Source organism: Streptomyces sp. NPDC014656 (genome assembly GCF_043084305.1).
Taxonomy (GTDB): domain Bacteria; phylum Actinomycetota; class Actinomycetes; order Streptomycetales; family Streptomycetaceae; genus Streptomyces.
The window spans coordinates 640,194-657,854 of sequence record NZ_JBIBZN010000001.1; the positions used below are offsets into that span (position 1 = coordinate 640,194).

Here is a 17,661-nt window from a genome sequence, read left to right on the forward strand (position 1 = left end):
GCCGAGGGCGGAGGAAAAGGAGGAGGAGGAGGAGCAGGAGCAGGAGCAGGAGCAGGGGGAGGGTCAGTAGCCGTAGATCATCTTGTAGGCGACCTCGGGGAGGAACTGTCCGGCCGTGGAGCCGGTCCCGACGCCGCAGTTGCCGTCGGACTCGCCCGGGGCCTTGATCCACAGGAGCATCTCGGCGCCACCGCCCAGCTGGGTGGGCGTGCCGATGCGGCGACCGGCCGCGTTGCACCACTCGCCGTTGGCACCGTTGCCGTTGCGGCTGGTGTCGACGACGAACGGCTTCGTGTAGCCGTAGCGGGCCGCCAGTTCGCCGTTGACGGCATTGCCGTACGCGGTGTTCTGGGCAGTGGTGTAGTGGTTCGAGATGTTGAGGGAGAAGCCGTGGGCCTGGCGGAGGCCGGCCTCGTGGAGGCGCTGGGCCATCGTCGCGGCGCCGATCCAGCCGGGGTTGCCGGCGTCGAGGTAGACCCAGGTGTTGGGTGCCTGGCGGTTGAACTCGGAGAGGGCGCCGCTGAGCATGGCCTGCCGCTCGCGGACCTGGGTCTGGTTCAGGCAGCCGTAGTCCGCGAGGGAGTCCGGTTCGAGGACGACCACGGCCGGGCGGTCGGCGATTCCGCCGGCGAACTGCGCGATCCAGCTCGCGTAGGCGGACGGCGAGGAGGCACCGCCTCCGGAGTGCCCGCCGCAGGAGTCGCGGAGGGGGATGTTGTAGGCGACCATGATCGGCAGCTTGTCCGAGTGGTCCGCCGCCCCGGCGTAGGCGCCCGTGGCGGTGCCGATGGTGCCGCTCCAGGAGCCGAACCAGCGGGCCGTGGGGGTGTTGGCGAGGGAGGCGTTGACCGCGGGCGCCCGGCCGTCGCCGGGGTTGGCGGCGGCCCACTGCTTCGCGCTGGAGTTCGGGTCCACATAGAACCCGCTGGTCATGCCGGTCGGGTCGGCCGCGTGGGCGGACGGGGCGACGGCGAGCGCCAGCGGCAGTGCGAGGAGGGCTGCTGCGAGGGCGCGGATTCGGCGGCGCATGACGGTACCTCGGTTTCCTGACGGGGGACGCGCCGCGCGCTCTCGTCCCGAGCGGGCGGCACACGGAGGAAGTGCGGTGGTACGGCGGCCCCCTCGGTGCTGCGGAGTGCGTGGAAGCGCTCCCACTGGAAGCGGTCCCCATCGGCTCTCCGAGTGCCTTGGGTTGTGGGCCGTATCGTGTGACGTGCCGGTCGGCCTGTCAAGTACTGCCTTTTGACCGGCACTTCACACGAAGGCTGGAAGGCTTTACGGTCCTGGAACCGGAAGCGCTTCCAGTTTCCGCGCGTTCAGCCCGGGACAGGAAAGGCGGATCATGGCGGAAGGGGTGCCACGCCGGCAGTCGACCCTCGACGAAGTGGCCGAACTGGCCGGTGTCTCACGCTCGGTGGCCTCCCGCGCGCTCAACAACGCCCCGCACGTCAGCCGTGCCAAACGCGAGGCGGTCGAACGGGCCGTCCGGCAACTCTGTTACGTGCCGAATCCGACCGCCCGCGCGCTGGCGACCCGTCAGACGGGTGCGGCCGCCCTGGTCGTCTCCGGAGAGGATCCGTCGATCTTCGCGGATCCCTTCTTCGCCCAGGTGATCGTGGGGGCCTCGGCCGCCCTGGAAGATGCCGACCTCCACCTGATGCTGTGTCTGGCCGCCTCCGACCGGGGTCGCAAACGGGTGGAGCGGCTTCTTCGGTCCAAGGGCGCGGACGGCGTGATGTTGATGGCGCTGCGCGAGGGCGATCCGCTGGCCCGCGTGGCCGAGGAGGCGGAGATGCCCGTCGTGTTCGGCGGGCGGCCGGTCGGTTCGGACCCCCGGTGGTACGTGGACGTCGACAACGTCGGCGGAGCGCGCGCGGCGACCGAGCACCTGATCACGGCCGGCCGGACAAGGGTGGCCACGATCTGCGGGCGGCTGGACACCGAGGCCGGGCGCGCCCGGCACCGCGGTTACCGGGACGCCATGCTGGCGGCCGGCCTCGATCCGTACCCACCGGAATCCGGTGACTTCACGGAGTCCAGCGGGGCCGCCGCCATGAGGGCACTGCTGGCGCGGCACCCGGACCTGGACGGTGTGTTCGCCGCCGGCGACAACATGGGGGCCGGTGCGCTGCGCGCGTTGCGCGAAGCCGGCCGGGCGGTCCCCGGTCACGTCGCCGTGGTCGGGTTCGACGACCTCGCCGTGGCCCGGCTCGCCGATCCGCCCCTGACCACGGTGAGCCAGCCCATAGAGGGTCTCGGCCGGGAGATGGCGCGCATGCTGGTCGCGCTCATCGACGGACGGGACCCGACCCCGCTGATCCTGCCCACGCGCCTGGTCGTCCGCGCCAGCGCGTGACACCACGGCACGTTATCGGGGACTCCCGCGAGCAGCGCCCTGCCGCCCCTTCGACGAGCTCGACGGGTCGTCAAAGGGGCGGCAGGGTTCCGGATGCCACTCTTTGGGAGCGCTTCCGATTCGGGAAGGCCCTGGGTGTGTTCCCCCACTTCGAGGCTCACCCCCCGTCCTTCTGAAGGCTCGCCCCACGCCGACCCGCCCCGCCGCCGCCCCGCCGCCCCGCCGCTCCGCCCCGCGGCCCAGCGCCGACCCGCCGCCGCGCCCCCGCCCCGCCGACCCACCGGCCCACCGCCGACGGCGCCGACGTGCGCGGCTACTTCTCGCGGTCCCTGTGGGACACCTTCGAGTGGGCGTACGGATGCGCGAAGCGCTTCGGTGCCGTCCACGTCGACCGCACCACTCGGTTGCGCACCCCGAAGGCGAACGCCCGCCGGTACGCCAGGGCCATCGCCGCGAACGCGATCCCGGGTCGCCGAGCTCCGCACACGAAGGAGCCGGCCTTGTCATGCCCTCTAGGGGCGGAGCAGAACTCTTCCGGCGCGGGGATCGCCGCCGCTCATGAGCTCCATGGCCCGCTCGAACTCCTCGACGGCCAGCTGGTGCGTGAGGAGTTCCAGCGGCGTCAGCCGCTCCGCGGAGAAGGCGTTCACGGCGTAGGACCAGGCTCCGGAGGAGGCTCCGAAGGCGGTTCCGATCGACAGCTGCCGTGCGACGACGTGGGCGGGATCGAGCCGTTCCGCCCCGCCGGCCGGGATGCCCGTGAGCACCAGGCGTCCTCCCGGCCGCAGCAGGGACGTCGCGGCGCGCGCGGTCGTCGTCCCGCCCGCGGCGTCGATCACCACGTCGAAGCCCGCGAGACCGGAGGAGCGTTCCCACGTCCGATAGGCGGTGGCTCCGAAACGGCGGGACAGTTCGGCTCGGTCGGGGCTCGTGCCGACCACCGTCAGCTCGCTCGGGGAGAAGGCGTCCAGGAGCTGTGCGGCGAGCAGGCCGAGGGCTCCGGAACCGATGACGGCCACCCTCGAACCGGGCAGCGGGCACGCCTTGAGGACGGCGGCGGCCGCGCGGGCGGCGGGTTCGAGGAAAGCGGCGGCGGTGAGGTCGGCGTCCGGCGAGAGCGTGTGCAGGTGACGAGCGGGGAGTACGAGGGTGGGGGCCATGGCACCGGGAAGGGTGAACCCCGTCTCCTCGTAACCCGCGGCGCACAGGTTGGTCTCGCCGGCGCGGCAGGGTGCGCAGGTCGCACAGTTCCGCAGGCCTTCGCCCACGGCCTTGCGGCCGATCAGGGAAGCGGGCGCGCCTTCTCCGACGGCGACGACGGTGCCGGACCACTCGCGGCCCGGGGTGACCGGATAGCGGAAATACGGAGCGGGGCGGCGGCCCAGGAAGAGGTCGCGGTCACCGCGGGAGATCCCGACGGCGTGGACGCGCACCTGCGCTTCGCCCGGCCCTGGCTGCCGGGGCGTGTGCTCGACGAGGCGGAACGTCCTGGGAGCGTCGAGGACGACGGCCTGCCCACGGGGGCTCGCACCCCTCTCACGGGTACCGGACCGAGTGGCGCGCATGGGACGACTCCCGGGGTTCGATATATCGGACGTTGTTCGAAATTGTGTCGCGACGATACGAAGCGTGGTGTGGACGTGTCAACGGTCGCCGGCGTGCAGGGTTTTGGGCGGTCCGTGACGATCCGTGAAGCGATCCGCTAGTGTTAACGCTCACAAAATTTCGACTCGACGGACGCCCCTGAGCATCAAGAACAGGTAACGGCTGTACGAGCTCTTGAGTTATAAATCTGTTAGCGCTAACAATGTGTCGCATTCGCCAGCGCCGATCGCCGAAGGCCGACGCCCCGCTCTGCCTCCGCCCGGCTCAACCTCCCTTGCGCGGCCACGCCTTCACCGGGCCCGTCTCCTTCAGGGCTCCGCCTGGTCCGACGCACGTCCCGAGAGGAACCACGACATGGCCCACAGAGCCCTCCGCGTCATCGCCGCCGCCGCCCTGGCCGGCAGTGTGCTGACCGCCTGTACCACCGAGCCCGTGGCCACCGGCAGCACCGGCGGCAGCGGCAAGGGCTCCTCCGACGGCAAGCTGGTGCTCGGGTTCGCCCAGGTGGGAGCCGAGAGCGGCTGGCGCACCGCCAACACCAAGTCCGTGCGAGAGGCGGCCGAGAAGGCCGGGATCACGCTGAAGTTCTCCGACGCGCAGCAGAAGCAGGAGAACCAGATCAAGGCCATCCGCACCTTCATCCAGCAGAAGGTGGACGTCATCGCCTTCTCGCCGGTGGTGGAGTCCGGCTGGGACACCGTCCTGAAGGAGGCCAAGAACGCCGGCATCCCGGTGATCCTCACCGACCGCGCGGTCGACTCGCAGGACACCTCCCTGTACCGGACCTTCCTCGGCTCCGACTTCGTCAAGGAGGGCGAGGAGGCGGGCAAGTGGCTGGTCAAGGAGTACGAGGGCACCTCCGAGCCGGTCAACCTCGTCGAGCTCCAGGGCACCACCGGCTCCGCACCCGCCAACGACCGCAAGGCCGGCTTCGCCGACGCCATCAAGGGCGACCCCAAGTTCAAGGTGGTCGCCTCCCAGACCGGGGACTTCACCCGGGCCAAGGGCAAGGAGGTCATGCAGGCGTTCCTCAAGTCCCACGAGGACATCGACGTCCTGTACGCCCACAACGACGACATGGCCCTCGGCGCCATCCAGGCCATCGAGGAAGCGGGCAAGAAGCCGGGCACCGACATCAAGGTGATCTCGGTCGACGGCATCAAGGACGCCTTCGTCGCCATGCAGCAGAAGAAGATCAACGTGGTCGTCGAGTGCAACCCGCTCCTCGGCGACCAGCTCATGGAACTCGCCAAGAAGGTCGCGGCGGGCGAGGACGTCCCGCGACGGGTCGAGGTCGAGGAGGGCGTCTTCACCCAGGACCAGGCCGAAGCCGCCCTGCCGAGCCGCCAGTACTGACCCACCGCCCGCACGTGACCCGGGGGCCGCCCACGCGCTGCCCCCGGGTCCTCAGGAGAGGAGGGCGCATGGCAGCCCCACCCACCCCTCACGCCCCCACGCCCGCCCCCACCGACCGGCCGGTCCTGGAGGCCCACGGCATCCGCAAGTCCTTCCCCGGCGTCCTCGCCCTCGACGGTGTGGCCCTGCGCCTCTACCCGGGCGAGGTCCACGCGCTGATGGGCGAGAACGGCGCGGGCAAGTCGACCCTCATCAAGGTGCTCACCGGTGTCCACCCGCCCGACGCCGGAACGGTCACCGTCGACGGCACCCCCCAGTGGTTCACCGAACCCCTGGAGGCCCAGCACGCCGGAATCAGCACGGTCTACCAGGAGGTGAACCTGTGCCCCAATCTCTCCGTCGCCGAGAACATCCTCATCGGCCGTGAACCCCGGCGCCTGGGCCTCGTCCACTGGTCGGCCCTCCACCGCCGCGCGGCACGGCTCATCACCGAGCTCGAACTCGATCTCGACGTCCGCCGGCCGCTGAGCGCGCACTCCCTCGCCGTCCAGCAACTCGTCGCGATCGTCCGCGCCGTGGACATCCGGGCGAAGGTGCTCGTCCTCGACGAACCCACGTCCAGCCTCGACCGGGACGAAGTCGCCCAGCTGTTCGCACTCGTCCGCCGACTCCGCGACCGGGGCGTCGCGATCCTCTTCGTCACCCACTTCCTCGACCAGGTCTTCGACCTCTGCGACCGGGTGACCGTCCTGCGCAACGGCCGCCTCGAAGGCGAGTACCGGATCGACGAACTGACCCCCGTCACCCTCGTCCACCGCATGGTCGGCAGCGAACCCCGCACCCTGGAGGAGCCGGCCGAGACGACCCCCGCCGGCACGGCCGTCACCCCCGACTCAGCCGCCCCCCTCCTGAGCGCCCGCGGACTCGGCCGGGCCGGCTCCATCGAGCCGTACGACCTGGACATCCACCGCGGCGAGGTCATCGGCCTGGCCGGACTCCTCGGATCCGGGCGTACGGAGGCGGCCCGGCTGCTCTTCGGCGCCGACCACGCCGACGCGGGCGAGCTGCGGATCGACGGCGAGCGCGCCGTCCTGCGCTCGCCGCGCTCCGCGATCGCCCGCAAGATCGCCTTCTGCTCGGAGAACCGCAAGGCGGAGGGCCTGATCGGCGAGCTCACGGTCCGAGAGAACATCGTGCTGGCCCTGCAGGCCGCACGCGGCTGGACCAAGCCCCTCTCCCGTACCCGGCAGGACGAGATCGCCGCCCGCTGGACCGAGGTCCTCGACATCCGCCCGGCCGACCCCGAGGCCCAGGTCCGCAACCTCAGCGGAGGCAACCAGCAGAAGGTCCTGCTCGCCCGCTGGCTGCTCACCGACCCCGAGCTCCTGATCCTGGACGAACCCACCCGTGGCATCGACATCGGCGCCAGGACCGAGATCGGGAAGCTCGTCACCCGCCTGGCCGCGGAAGGCACCGCGGTCCTGTTCATCTCCGCCGAACTGGAGGAAGTGCTGCGGCTGAGCCACCGGGTCGGCGTGCTGCGCGACCACCGGCTCGTCGCCACCCTCCCCAACGACACGACCCTGACGCCCGATCGGATCCTGGGCGCCATCGCCACCGGAGCCACCTCATGACCCCATCCGACGACACCGGCGCCCGGGGGCGTCCGGCCCGGGCACCCGGCTCCCGGCGGCTCACCGAGCACCGCCTGTTCTGGCCCGCCGCCGCCCTGGCCGCCCTGTTGCTGGGGAACGTCGCGCTCACCCACGACTTCTTCGCCGTACGCGTCCAGAACGGGCACCTCTACGGCAGCCTCATCGACATCCTCCAGTTCGGCGCCCCCCTGATCCTGGTGTCGCTCGGCATGACGCTGGTCATCGCGACCCGGGGCATCGACCTCTCGGTCGGCTCGACGGTCGCCATCGCCGGCGCCCTCGCGTGCGAGCACATCGCCACCGCCAAGAACCCCGGAAGCCTGTCCACCGTCCTGTCGGCGGTCGTGGTGGCGCTCGGCGTGGCCGCCGCCATCGGACTCCTGAACGGCTTCCTCGTCGCCCGGCTCGGCGTCCAGCCCATCGTCGCCACGCTGGTCCTCATGGTCGCGGGGCGGGGCGTGGCCCAGCTGATCACCGACGGCCAGATCATCAGCGTCTCCAGCGGCGCCTACAAGATGATCGGCGGCGGCTACTGGCTCACGCTCCCCTTTGCCGTCCTGCTCGCCGCGGCCCTCGTGGCGGTGACCTCCCTCGTCACCCGGCGGACGGCGCTCGGCATGCTCATCGAATCGGTCGGCGGCAACCCGGTCGCGAGCCGGCTCGTCGGCATCCGGGCCTCCGGGCTCCTGGTCATGGTCTACGTCGTGAGCGCCGTGTGCGCCGCGGTGGCCGGCCTGATGATCAGCTCCAACGTGTCCAGCGCCGACGGCAACAACGCGGGCCTCTGGATCGAGCTGGACGCGATCCTCGCCGTGGTCATCGGCGGCACCGCCCTCACGGGCGGCCGTTTCTCCCTCGGCGGGACGGTCCTGGGCGCGCTGATCATCCAGACCCTCTCGACCACGATCTACACCCTCGGCGTACCGCCGGAGACCACCCTCGTCTTCAAGGCCCTGGTCGTCATCGTCGTCTGTCTCGCCCAGTCGCCCGCGTTCCGCGCGCGACTCCCACACCGTCGCCGGCCGGCCGGCCCGGACCCGGCCCCCGCGGCCGGCGACAGGGGAGCCCGCCGGCAGGAGGTCACCCCGTGAGCACCACCCTCGACTCCCTCACCAGGCCCCTCCAACGGTTCTCGGTGCGGCACGCCACCCGCCTGCCGCTCATGGTGACGGCCACCCTGCTGGTCGCGATGTTCTCGATCGGCTCCCTGCGGTACGAAGGCTTCTTCTCCGCGCAGGTCCTGCTCAACGTCCTGATCGACAACGGCTTCCTGCTCGTCGTCGCGATCGGCATGACGTTCGTCATCCTCACCGGGGGCATCGACCTCTCCGTCGGCTCCATGGTGGCCCTGTCGACCATGCTGACGGCCTGGCTCGTCGAACAGAACGGCGTACCGCTCGCCCTGGCCGTGCCGCTGGTCCTGCTGGTGGGCGCGGGAGGCGGCGCCCTCATGGGCTGGGTCATCCACGCCTTCGAGATCCAGCCCTTCATCGTCACCCTCGCGGGCATGTTCCTCGCCCGCGGCCTCTGCTACATGATCAGCACGGAGTCCCTCTCCGTCACCGACCCGACGACCACGCGGATCGCCCAGACGCGGGTGCTCCTGCCCGGCGGTCTGTTCGTCTCGCCCGCCGTGGTGATCGCCCTGGTCGTCCTCGCGCTCGCCTTCGTCGTCCTCCACCACACCCGCTTCGGCCGGACCGTCTACGCCCTGGGCGGCAACGAGTCCTCGGCCCGCCTCATGGGCCTTCCCGTGGGGCGCACCAAGGTCGCGGTGTACGCCGTCAGCGGGCTCTGCTCCGCCCTCGGCGGGCTGCTGCTGACCTTCTACATGCTGTCCGGCTACGCCCTGCACGCCGTCGGCATGGAGCTCGACGCCATCGCGGCCGCCGTCATCGGAGGGACCCTCCTCACCGGGGGCTCCGGCTTCGTCCTGGGCACCGCGCTGGGCGTGACGGTCCTCGGCCTGATCCAGACGGTCATCAGCTTCCAGGGCACGCTGAGCTCGTGGTGGACGCGCATCGTCATCGGCGGCCTGCTGTTCGTCTTCATCCTCCTCCAACGGCTCTTCGGCGGATCCCGGGCGGACCCCTGACCGCTCGCTTCCGACCACTGACTGCCGACCACGACGACCGCGGCCGGGAGAGCGGGACCCTTCAGCCCCCTTTCCCGGCCGCGGTCGCACCCCGGACAAGGAACTCCCATGACCCCGTCCTCCCGCCCCCCTTTCACGGGCGGCCCACCGGTCTGCCTCCCCGGCACGGACTCCGGGCAACGATGGATCTTCGGCTTTCCCGACGGACTCACGGCGGAGGTGCACACCCTCGGCGCCCGCCTCCACGGGCTGTGGGTGCCGGACCGGCACGGCACGCCGGCCGACGTCGTCCTCGCACCGCGCGACCCGGCCCCCACGGCCGACGCCGCCCGGTACTTCGGTGCCACCGTCGGCCGCTACGCCAACCGCGTCGCACAAGGCCGGTTCTCCCTGGACGGCAAGCCGTACCAGCTGACCACACAGGAGAACGGCCACTGCCTGCACGGCGGAACCGACGGTTTCGACACCCGGCTCTGGGAAGCCGAGAGCGTGCACACACCGGAGCGGACCGGTGTGCTCCTGCACCTCCGCAGCCCCGACGGCGACCAGGGCTTCCCTGGCAACCTGGACGTCACCGTCAGCTGCCTGATCAGCCGCGACGACGAACTCTCCTTCTCCTACACCGCGGTCACCGACGCGGCCACCCTGGTCAACCTCACCAACCACGCCTACTTCAACCTCGCGGGCGAGGGCACCGGCGACATCCTCGGACACGAACTGACCGTCCGCGCCGACCACTACACGCCGGTCGGCCAGGACCTCATCCCCCGCGGCGACCACCGCCCCGTGTCCGGCACCGCGTTCGACCTCCGACGGCCGCTCGGCATCGGTGAGGCCCTGGCCCGGCCCGGCGCGCCCGGAGGGTACGACCACAACTTCGTCCTGTCTCCGCACGACGGCCGAGCGCTGCGCCGGGCCGCCGTCCTCCACGCCCCGGCCACGGGCCGCCGCATGGAAGTGCTGACCACGGAGCCGGGACTCCAGGTCTACACCGCGGGGCAGTTCGACGGATCGGTCCTCGGCAAGAGCGGTACGCCCTACCGGACGGGCGCCGGCATCGCCCTCGAGACCCAGCACTTCCCCGACGCCCCGAACCGCCCCGGCGACCCGTCCACGGTGCTGCGCCCCGGCGACGAGTACCGGTCGAGGACCGTCCTGCGTTTCCGCACGCGCGGCTGACCGCGTGCGGAAACGCCGGCACGGCCGTGCCCGCCGGGAAGGAACCGGCGGGCACGGCCGTGTCCGGAGCGGTGTCAGGCGCCCGCCCTGCGCTTGTTCCACACGTCGAAGCCGACCGCTGCGAGCAGCACGAGGCCCTTGATGACCTGCTGCCAGTCGGTGCCCACCCCGACGAGGTTCATGCCGTTGTTGAGGACGCCGAGGACGAGGCCGCCGATGATGGCGCCCAGGACGGTCCCGACGCCGCCGCTCATCGAGGCCCCGCCGATGAACGCGGCGGCGATGGCCTCCAGTTCGAAGTTCACGCCCGCCTTCGGGGAGGCCGCGTTGAAGCGCGCCGCGAAGACGAGCCCGGCGAGCGCCGCGAGCATGCCCATGTTGAGGAAGACCGCGAACGTCACCTTCTTGTCCTTGACCCCGGACAGCTTGGCGGCGGGCAGGTTCCCCCCGATCGCGTACACGTGGCGGCCGATCACCGCGTTGCGCATCACGTATCCGAAGCCGACCAGCAGCGCGGCCAGGATGAGGAGGACCACGGGGGCGCCCTTGTAGCTGGCGAGCAGCAGGGTGGTGACCAGGACCGCGGAGACGAGCGCCGTCACCTTGAGCGCGAAGAGGCCCGTGGGGAGCGTCTCCAGGGCGAACTCCCGCTGCCGGCGCCGGTCCCGCACCTCCTGGAGGACCACGTAGGCGATCAGTCCCGCGCCCAGGAGCAGGGTCAGGTTGTGGTAGTTGGACCGCGGACCCACCTCCGGCAGGAAGCCGTTGGCGACCTTCTGCAGCCCGTCCGGGAACGGACCGAGCGTCTGCCCCTTGAGGAAGATCTCCGTGAGCCCGCGGAAGAGCAGCATGCCCGCGAGGGTCACGATGAACGACGGTATGCCGACGTACGCGATGAAGAACCCTTGGAGCGCGCCGGCGACCGCGCCGAGGAGCAGCGTGAGGACCACCGCGACGGGCCAGGACACCTGGTGCTCGACCATGAGCACCGCCCCGATCCCGCCGACCAGCGCCATCAGGGAGCCCACCGACAGGTCGATGTGCCCGGAGATGATGACGATCATCATCCCGATCGCCAGGATGAGGATGTAGCTGTTCTGCAGCACCAGGTTGGAGACGTTGCGCGGCAGCAGGAGGTCACCGCCCGTCCAGATCTGGAACAGGAGGACGATCAGGCCGAGTGCGAAGAGCATGCCGTACTGGCGCATGTTCCGCCGGACGCCGTCCAGGAGCACCCGGGTCAGTGGCGCCCCGGCGGACGGAGATCCGTGGCCCGGGCGCGCGGGGGCGGTCGTTCCGGTGGTGGGGTCGGTGCTCATGCCTGGTGTCCTTCACTGGAGTCGGCGCCTGCGGTGACCGACGGTGGTGCGGGGGAGTCCTGCGTCATGTGCCGCATCAGCACTTCCTGCGTGGCGTCCTCGCGGGTGACCTCGCCGGTCAGCCGCCCGGCGGCCATGGTGTAGACGCGGTCGCACATGCCGAGCAGTTCGGGCAGCTCGGAGGAGATGAGGAGGATCGCCTTGCCCTCGGCGGCGAGCCGGTCGATCACGGTGTAGATCTCGAACTTGGCTCCCACGTCGACTCCGCGCGTGGGCTCGTCGAGGACGAGGACGTCCGGTCCGGCGAGGATCCACTTGCTGAGGACGACCTTCTGCTGGTTGCCGCCGGACAGGCGGCCGACCGGTTCGAGGACGTTCGGGGTCTTGATGCCCATGGTGCGCCGGAACCGTTCGGCCACCTTGCGCTCCTCGTGCGCGTCGACGACGCCCCGGCGGGCGAGGGCGCCGAGGGACGCGAGCGAGATGTTTCGGCTGACGGAGTCCCCGAGGTCGAGACCGTAGTGCTTGCGGTCCTCGGTGACGTACGCGATGCCGTGGGCGACCGCCTCGGGAACCGTGCGGGTCCGCACTTCGCGACCGTCCTTCAACACGACGCCCCGCTCGTAGTGACCGTAGGAACGGCCGAAGACGCTCATGGCGAGTTCGGTCCGGCCGGCCCCCATGAGCCCCGCGACGCCGACGATCTCCCCGCGCCGGACGTGGAGCGAGACCCCGTCGACGACCTTGCGGCCGCGGTCGAGCGGATGGCGCACGGTCCAGTCCCGGATCTCCAGGACGGGGTCGGTGTCGGCCGGGCCCTCGTACGCCGTGCGCTCGGGGAAACGGCTGTCGAGGTCCCGCCCCACCATGCCGCGGATGATGCGCTCCTCGGTGGTGGCGGGGTCCCTGACGTCCAGGGTCTCGATGGACCGCCCGTCGCGCAGGATGGTGACGGAGTCGGCGATCCGGGAGATCTCGTTGAGCTTGTGCGAGATGATGATCGAGGTGATGCCCTGGCTCTTCAGCTCTCGCATCAGCCGCAGCAGCTTCGCGCTGTCCTCGTCGTTGAGCGCCGCGGTGGGCTCGTCGAGGATGAGCAGGCGGACGTCCTTCGCCAGCGCCTTCGCGATCTCCACGAGCTGCTGCTTGCCGACCCCGATGTCGGCGACCCGGGTCTCGGGGTGTTCGTCGAGTCCGACGCGGCGGAGCAGTTCGGAGGCGCGGCGCAGCGCCTCGTGCCAGTCGACGATCCCCCGCCGGCCGGGCTCGTTGCCGAGGAAGACGTTCTCGGCGATCGACAGGTACGGGACGAGCGCGAGCTCCTGGTGGATGATGACGATGCCGCGCCGCTCGCTGGCCCTGATGTCCTTGAACCGGCACGGCTCGCCGTCGAAGAGGATCTCTCCCTCGTAGGTGCCGTGCGGGTGGACGCCGGACAGGACCTTCATGAGCGTCGACTTGCCGGCGCCGTTCTCCCCGCACAGGGCGTGCACCTCGCCGCGCGCCACGGACAGGGTGACGTCGGAGAGTGCTCTGACCCCGGGGAAGGACTTGCCGATGGACCGCATCTCGAGGACGGGGCCGGGGGCGTCGGGGGAGCGGGCCGGGGCGGGGGCGGAGGTCACCGCAGTTCCTCGGCGTCGATGTAGCCCGAGTCGACCAGGACCTTCTGGTAGTTGGTCCTGTCGACGCTGACCGGGTCGAGCAGGTAGGCGGGGACCACCTTCTTGCCGTTGTCGTAGGTGGTGTCGTCGTTGGTCTCGGGCTTCTTCCCGGCGAGGACGGCGGTCACCATGTCGGCGGCGACCTGCGCGAGCGCGCGGGTGTCCTTGTAGACGGTCTGCGTCTGCTCGCCCGCGATGATCGACTTCACGGAGGCGACCTCCGCGTCCTGGCCGGTGACGACCGGCAGCGGCTTCGCGGCGCTGCCGTAGTCGTCGGACTTCAGGGCGGACAGGATGCCGATGGAGATGCCGTCGTAGGGGGAGAGCACGGCGTCGACCCGGGCCGTGGAGTACGAGGAGGTCAGCAGGTCGTCCATGCGCTTCTGGGCCGTACCGCCGTCCCAGCGCAGCGTGGTGACCTGGTTGAGCTGGGTCTGCTGGGAGCGTACGACCAGCTGCTTCTTGTCGAGGTAGGGCTTGAGCACCTTCATGGCGCCGTTGAAGAAGTACTTGGTGTTGTTGTCGTCGTTGGATCCGGCGAACAGCTCGATGTTGAAGGGGCCCTTCTTCGCGCCGCCCTTCAGCCCCAGCTTCTCGACGATGTACGTGGCCTGGAGCTCGCCGACCTTCGCGTTGTCGAAGGAGGCGTAGTAGTCGATGTGCGGGGAGCCGAGGATGAGCCGGTCGTAGGAGATGACCGGGATGTGGGCGTCCGCCGCCTGCTGCAGGACGTTGGACAGGGCCTCGCCGTTGATGGCGGCCACGACCAGGGCGTCGACGCCCTGGGTGATCATGTTCTCGATCTGGGCGACCTGCTGGTCGGGGTCGTCCTCGCCGTACTGCAGGGTGGTGGAGAAGCCGGCCTTCTCCAGGCTCGTGGTCATGTTCCGGCCGTCGGCGATCCACCTCTCGGAGGACTTGGTGGGCATGGCGATGCCGATGGTGAGGTCCTTCTTGTCCTTCGACTCCTGGCTGCCCCCTTCGCTGTTCTGCCCGCAGGCGGTCATGAGCAGGGCGCAGCCGGTGGTCACGGCCAGGAGGGCGGATGCGGATCGGAACTTCTTCATGGGCGTTACCTGGCAATCCCGTCATCGAGGGCGGCTCCGACCGGGACGGCTCGACGGCGGCGCGTGTCCTCGCACCACCGGGACGGCGCCGTTCCGGCTGGGTGGCCAGGGCGTCGGCGCCCCGGTCGAGGTAGATTGTTAGCGCTCACAACTGCGTGATACAAGAGGCGATAAGGTTTTTCTCGCATCGATACGCAGCCGTAAGCAGGGAGAAGGGAGGCGAACGTGGCGCAGCCCGCGGAAGACGTCCGCCCGCCGACGATGGCCGACGTCGCACGAGAGGCGGGGGTCTCCCATCAGACCGTCTCCCGGGTGCTGAGCGGTCATCCCAACGTGCGCGCGGCCACCCGGGAGCAGGTCACGCAGGCCATCGAGCTGCTGGGCTACCGCCGCAACTCCGCCGCCCGCGCCCTGGTCACCCGTCGTACGAGGACGCTGGGCGTCATCGCCGTCAACACCGCCCTGTACGGCCCCGCCAGCACCCTCGCGGGTCTGGAGGAGGCGGCCCGCGAGGAGGGCTACCTCGTCTCGACGGTCAATCTGCGCACCGGATCGGGGCAGGGGCTCACGGACGCCATCGACCACCTCGCCTCCTGGGGCGTGGAGGGCGTCGTCGCCATCACTCCGCAACGCTCGCACGTGCAGTCGCTCGCCGAGCTGGACGCGCCCTTCCCCGTGGTCACCGTCGAGGGGGGCCATCAGCTCGACCTGCCCGGCGTCTCCCTCGACCAGGAGCTCGGCGCCCGCATGGTCACGGAGCACCTGCTCGCCGCCGGACACGAGACCGTCTGGCATGTGGCCGGGCCGGAGGACTGGCTGGAGAGTGAGGCCCGCACGGCGGGCTGGCGCGCCGTCCTGGAGGAGAACGGCGTCCGGCCCCCCCGCGTGCTGACGGGTGACTGGAGCCCGCTGTCCGGGTACCGGGCCGGGCAGGAGCTCGCGGGGCTCGCCCTGGCCCGCCGAGGGGCGACGCCGGTCACGGCCGTCTTCGTCGCCAACGACCAGATGGCGCTCGGCGTCCTGCGGGCGCTGCGCGAGGGCGGGATCCGCACCCCCGGACAGGTGGCCGTCGCCGGCTTCGACGACATCCCGGAGGCCGAGTACTTCCCGCCGCCCCTGACGACGGTCCGCCAGGACTTCGCCGCCATCGGGCGCCGGAGCATCGGGCTCCTGGTGGACCACATCGAGGGCCGTGCCCGGAAGGCCGAGCACCTGCTGGTGGAGCCGCAGCTCATCATGCGTGCGAGCACCCGCCCCGCGAACGAGGCCTGACGCGGCGGGCGGCTCTCGCCGCCGGAGCCACCCCCCTCCCCGCGCCACCCCCCTCCCCGCGCCACCCCCTCCCCGCGTCACCGCCTCCTCCCCGCGCCGCCTCGCCCCCCCGGCGACAGGCCGCCCGTCGCCGGCGACGGGCCGCCCGTCGGCGGCGGCGCGCGCGTCGGGCCGGTGTCGCGGGGCCGGTCCGCGTCGCACCGCGGGGTGCCTCCACTTCGAAGTGAGCGCTCACTTTGAAGCCCCGTTTCCTGCTGAATGTTTGACAGAACTGCGCCCATCTCTTGTCCAAGTCAATTGTGAGCGTTAACAATCAGGGTGCTCCTCCGCCCTCCTGCCCGTGACGAGAGAGACCCCATCGTGACCACACACGCCCTTTCCGACCCCGCAGTCCGCCACCACCCCGAGGCCTGCACCATCGGAGTCGACTTCGGCACCCTCTCCGGGCGCGCCGTCGTGGTCAGGGTCCGGGACGGCGCCGAACTCGGCTCGTCGGTCCACGAGTACCGCCACGCGGTCATCGAGGACCGCCTTCCCACCACCGGCGTCCCGCTGCCCCCCGACTGGGCCCTCCAGCACCCCGAGGACTGGCGCGACGTCCTGCGCACCGCCGTTCCCGCGGCGCTCGCCGACGCCGGGGTCGACCCGGCCCGCGTCATCGGCCTCGCCACCGACTTCACCGCCTGCACGGTCCTGCCGACCACCCCGGACGGCACCCCGCTCGCCCTGACGCCCGAGTGGTCCGACCGCCCGCACGCCTGGCCCAAACTGTGGAAGCACCACGCGGCCCAGGAACAGGCCGACCGCATCAACGCCCTCGCCCATGCCCTCGGCGAGAAGTGGATCGCGCGGTACGGAGGCAAGATCTCCTCCGAGTGGCAGTACGCCAAGGCCCTCCAGGTCCTGGAGGAGGACCCGGCCGTCTACGGAGCCTGCGACCGCTGGATCGAGGCGGCCGACTGGATCGTCTGGCAGCTCACCGGCGCCGAGTCCCGCAACACCTGCACCGCCGGCTACAAGGGCATCCACCAGGACGGCGCCTACCCCTCGCCCGGCTTCCTCGCCCGGCTCCACCCGGATTTCGCCGACTTCCCCGCCACGCGCCTCGAGCACCCGCTGTCGCCCCTGGGCTCCCGGGCCGGCGGGCTGAGCGGCCGGGCCGCGCGCTGGACCGGCCTCCCCGAGGGCATCGCCGTCGCCGTCGGCAACGTCGACGCCCACGTGGCCGCGCCCGCGGCGGGCGCCGTCGAGAACGGCCGGATGCTCGCCATCATGGGCACCTCCACCTGCCACGTCCTCAATGGCGCCACCCTCGCAGAGGTCCCCGGCATCTGCGGGGTCGTCGACGGAGGCATCGTCAAGGGTGCCTACGGCTACGAGGCGGGCCAGAGCGCGGTCGGCGACATCTTCGCCTGGTGGCTGCGCCAGGGCGTTCCGGACCATTACCGCGCCGAGGCGGAGGCATCGGGCGAGGACCTGCACCAACTCCTCACCCGCAGGGCCGCCGACCAGCCGGTCGGCGCGCACGGCCTGGTCGCCCTGGACTGGATGAACGGTAACCGTTCCCCGCTGGTCGACCACCACCTCTCCGGAGTCATGGCCGGCCTCACCCTCGACACCCGCCCCGAAGACGTCTACCGGGCCCTCCTCGAATCCACCGCCTACGGCACCCGGATGATCGTCGAGACCTTCGAGGACGGCGGGATCCCCGTCGAGGAGTTCATCGTCACCGGGGGCCTGAAGAAGAACGCGCTGCTCATGCAGATATACGCCGACGTGCTCCGCCGCCCCGTCTCCCTCGGCACCTCCGAACAGGGCCCGGCGCTCGGCTCGGCCATCCACGCCGCCGTCGCCGCGGGCGCCTACCCCGACGTCCGCTCCGCCGCCTCCGTCATGGGAAGCGTCCAGCGCCACGCATACCTGCCCGACCCCGCACGGGCGGACGCCTACGACGCGCTGTTCGGCGAGTACCGCGCCCTCCACGAGCACTTCGGCACCGGCCCGGACCTCCTCCTGCACCGCCTGCGGCGGATGCGCAACACCGCCCGCGCCACCACCGTCACCGACTGACCGGCCCACCGCCCACCCCCTCG

Annotated in this window: 13 protein-coding genes and 1 pseudogene; 9 read left to right on the forward strand and 5 right to left on the reverse strand. The window is 71.1% G+C overall.

Annotated elements, in window-relative coordinates:
* Positions 1-63: 63 nt before the first annotated feature.
* Positions 64-1,029, reverse strand: coding sequence for a glycoside hydrolase family 6 protein (locus tag ACF1ED_RS02960; RefSeq protein WP_391756608.1), 966 nt, complete (start codon positions 1,027-1,029; stop codon positions 64-66).
* A gap of 313 nt (positions 1,030-1,342) precedes the next feature.
* Between ACF1ED_RS02960 and ACF1ED_RS02965 the strand changes: the two genes are divergently transcribed.
* Together ACF1ED_RS02965 and ACF1ED_RS02970 are read left to right on the forward strand one after the other, a co-directional pair.
* Positions 1,343-2,356, forward strand: a complete 1,014-nt coding sequence (locus ACF1ED_RS02965; RefSeq protein WP_391756609.1) for a LacI family DNA-binding transcriptional regulator — start codon at positions 1,343-1,345, stop codon at positions 2,354-2,356.
* 281 nt (positions 2,357-2,637) lie between these two features.
* A pseudogene (locus ACF1ED_RS02970) lies at positions 2,638-2,823 on the forward strand (family 1 glycosylhydrolase); the annotation flags it as partial.
* A gap of 45 nt (positions 2,824-2,868) precedes the next feature.
* Here the strand turns inward: ACF1ED_RS02970 and ACF1ED_RS02975 are convergent.
* Positions 2,869-3,921 (reverse strand): zinc-binding dehydrogenase, encoded by a 1,053-nt coding sequence (locus ACF1ED_RS02975; RefSeq protein WP_391756610.1) that lies wholly within the window; start codon positions 3,919-3,921, stop codon positions 2,869-2,871.
* A gap of 394 nt (positions 3,922-4,315) precedes the next feature.
* Between ACF1ED_RS02975 and ACF1ED_RS02980 the strand changes: the two genes are divergently transcribed.
* The 5 genes from ACF1ED_RS02980 (at position 4,316) to ACF1ED_RS03000 (ending at position 10,246) form a co-directional block, all read left to right on the forward strand.
* The gene (locus ACF1ED_RS02980) at positions 4,316-5,317 is read left to right on the forward strand and encodes an ABC transporter substrate-binding protein (RefSeq protein WP_391756611.1); all 1,002 of its coding nucleotides are present in this window, start codon (positions 4,316-4,318) and stop codon (positions 5,315-5,317) included.
* 68 nt (positions 5,318-5,385) lie between these two features.
* Positions 5,386-6,951 carry a sugar ABC transporter ATP-binding protein gene (locus tag ACF1ED_RS02985; RefSeq protein WP_391756612.1) on the forward strand — a complete coding sequence of 522 codons (1,566 nt, stop codon included), beginning with the start codon at positions 5,386-5,388 and terminating at the stop codon, positions 6,949-6,951.
* The gene (locus tag ACF1ED_RS02990; RefSeq protein WP_391756613.1) at positions 6,948-8,063 is read left to right on the forward strand and encodes an ABC transporter permease; all 1,116 of its coding nucleotides are present in this window, start codon (positions 6,948-6,950) and stop codon (positions 8,061-8,063) included. The genes ACF1ED_RS02985 and ACF1ED_RS02990 overlap by 4 nt, the downstream gene beginning before the upstream one ends.
* Positions 8,060-9,067 (forward strand): galactofuranose ABC transporter, permease protein YjfF, encoded by a 1,008-nt coding sequence (gene yjfF / locus ACF1ED_RS02995; protein WP_391756614.1) that lies wholly within the window; start codon positions 8,060-8,062, stop codon positions 9,065-9,067. Before ACF1ED_RS02990 ends, yjfF begins: the two co-directional genes overlap by 4 nt.
* A gap of 108 nt (positions 9,068-9,175) precedes the next feature.
* Complete coding sequence (locus ACF1ED_RS03000) at positions 9,176-10,246, forward strand: aldose epimerase family protein (protein ID WP_391756615.1); 1,071 nt, start codon at positions 9,176-9,178, stop codon at positions 10,244-10,246.
* Positions 10,247-10,320: 74 nt separating this feature from the next.
* Here ACF1ED_RS03000 and mmsB read toward each other — a convergent pair whose 3' ends face one another.
* From mmsB to chvE, 3 genes are read right to left on the reverse strand one after another with little or no spacing between them, the layout of a single operon-like run.
* Positions 10,321-11,565 (reverse strand): multiple monosaccharide ABC transporter permease, encoded by a 1,245-nt coding sequence (mmsB, locus tag ACF1ED_RS03005; protein WP_391756616.1) that lies wholly within the window; start codon positions 11,563-11,565, stop codon positions 10,321-10,323.
* Positions 11,562-13,133 carry a multiple monosaccharide ABC transporter ATP-binding protein gene (gene mmsA, locus ACF1ED_RS03010; protein ID WP_391756808.1) on the reverse strand — a complete coding sequence of 524 codons (1,572 nt, stop codon included), beginning with the start codon at positions 13,131-13,133 and terminating at the stop codon, positions 11,562-11,564. The genes mmsB and mmsA overlap by 4 nt, the downstream gene beginning before the upstream one ends.
* Positions 13,134-13,186: 53 nt before the next feature.
* Positions 13,187-14,296: a multiple monosaccharide ABC transporter substrate-binding protein gene (gene chvE, locus ACF1ED_RS03015; RefSeq protein ID WP_391756617.1), complete on the reverse strand. Its 1,110-nt coding sequence runs from the start codon at positions 14,294-14,296 to the stop codon at positions 13,187-13,189.
* 225 nt (positions 14,297-14,521) lie between these two features.
* Here chvE and ACF1ED_RS03020 point away from each other — a divergent pair, with 225 nt between their 5' ends.
* A complete protein-coding gene (locus tag ACF1ED_RS03020) occupies positions 14,522-15,568 on the forward strand; it encodes a LacI family DNA-binding transcriptional regulator (protein ID WP_391756618.1) in 1,047 nt (348 codons plus the stop codon).
* 360 nt (positions 15,569-15,928) lie between these two features.
* The gene (gene araB / locus ACF1ED_RS03025) at positions 15,929-17,638 is read left to right on the forward strand and encodes a ribulokinase (protein WP_391756619.1); all 1,710 of its coding nucleotides are present in this window, start codon (positions 15,929-15,931) and stop codon (positions 17,636-17,638) included.
* Positions 17,639-17,661 lie beyond the last annotated feature (23 nt).

What these genes read in the sequence shown, in the direction of transcription:
- ACF1ED_RS02975 (WP_391756610.1), bottom strand. Translation starts at nt 3,921, where the DNA reads ATGCGCGCCACTCGGTCCGGTACCCGTGAGAGGGGTGCGAGCCCCCGT.
- ACF1ED_RS03000 (WP_391756615.1), top strand. Translation starts at nt 9,176, where the DNA reads ATGACCCCGTCCTCCCGCCCCCCTTTCACGGGCGGCCCACCGGTCTGC.
- mmsA (WP_391756808.1), bottom strand. Translation starts at nt 13,133, where the DNA reads ATGCGGTCCATCGGCAAGTCCTTCCCCGGGGTCAGAGCACTCTCCGAC.
- ACF1ED_RS02985 (WP_391756612.1), top strand. Translation starts at nt 5,386, where the DNA reads ATGGCAGCCCCACCCACCCCTCACGCCCCCACGCCCGCCCCCACCGAC.
- ACF1ED_RS02965 (WP_391756609.1), top strand. Translation starts at nt 1,343, where the DNA reads ATGGCGGAAGGGGTGCCACGCCGGCAGTCGACCCTCGACGAAGTGGCC.
- chvE (WP_391756617.1), bottom strand. Translation starts at nt 14,296, where the DNA reads ATGAAGAAGTTCCGATCCGCATCCGCCCTCCTGGCCGTGACCACCGGC.
- mmsB (WP_391756616.1), bottom strand. Translation starts at nt 11,565, where the DNA reads ATGAGCACCGACCCCACCACCGGAACGACCGCCCCCGCGCGCCCGGGC.
- ACF1ED_RS02960 (WP_391756608.1), bottom strand. Translation starts at nt 1,029, where the DNA reads ATGCGCCGCCGAATCCGCGCCCTCGCAGCAGCCCTCCTCGCACTGCCG.
- ACF1ED_RS02980 (WP_391756611.1), top strand. Translation starts at nt 4,316, where the DNA reads ATGGCCCACAGAGCCCTCCGCGTCATCGCCGCCGCCGCCCTGGCCGGC.
- ACF1ED_RS02990 (WP_391756613.1), top strand. Translation starts at nt 6,948, where the DNA reads ATGACCCCATCCGACGACACCGGCGCCCGGGGGCGTCCGGCCCGGGCA.